Raw genomic sequence first — 680 nt, 5'->3', positions numbered from 1 at the left:
GCGAGGAACTTCTTGAACTCCACCGCCCGGTGCCGGCGGTGGATCTGCCCGATCACCTCACCGGTGGCGGTGTTCAGCGCGGCGAACAGCGTGGTGACCCCTCCCCGCGCGTAGTCGTGGGTGCGGCGCTCGGGCATCCCCGGCATCATCGGCAGCACCGGCGCGGACCGGTCCAGGGCCTGGATCTGGGTCTTCTCGTCCACGCACAGCACCAGCGCGTGCTCGGGCGGCGCCAGATACAACCCGACCACGTCACGGACCTTCTCGATGAACTGCGGGTCCTTGGACAGCTTGAAGGTGTCCACCAGGTGCGGCTTGAGGCCGAAGGTCCGCCAGATCCGGGAGACGGCCGACTGCGACAGGCCCGCCTCGGCGGCCATCGACCTCGTCGACCAGTGCGTGGCGTTCTTCGGGGTGGTCTCCAGCGTCTTGACGATCACTTCTTCGACCTGCTCATCGGTGATCTTCCGCGGGGCACCAGGGCGAGGCTCGTCGGTCAGCCCCTCCAGCCGGTCACGGACGAACCGACCCCGCCACCGGCTGACGGTATGCGCCTCCACATCCAGCCGGGCAGCCACGTCCTTGTTCGACGCCCCGCTCGCGCACTCCAGCACGATTCGACACCGCAGGGCCAGGGCCTGCGAAGACGTCCGGCGCCTGGCCCACCGAGTCAACGTCGC

The 680-nt window shown here is 69.0% G+C and carries 1 protein-coding gene; it reads right to left on the bottom strand.

All coding sequences use genetic code 11. From position 1 onward, the window contains the following. Positions 1–680, bottom strand: a 680-nt coding sequence (locus PV410_RS44625) for an IS630 family transposase (RefSeq protein WP_500332397.1), incomplete at both ends; no start/stop codon positions are given.

It is taken from the genome of Streptomyces sp. PA03-5A, assembly GCF_033792725.1.
GTDB lineage: Bacteria > Actinomycetota > Actinomycetes > Streptomycetales > Streptomycetaceae > Actinacidiphila.
The sequence above is the reverse complement of the archived record's forward strand: the minus strand, read 5'-3'. Positions and strand labels throughout refer to the sequence as shown.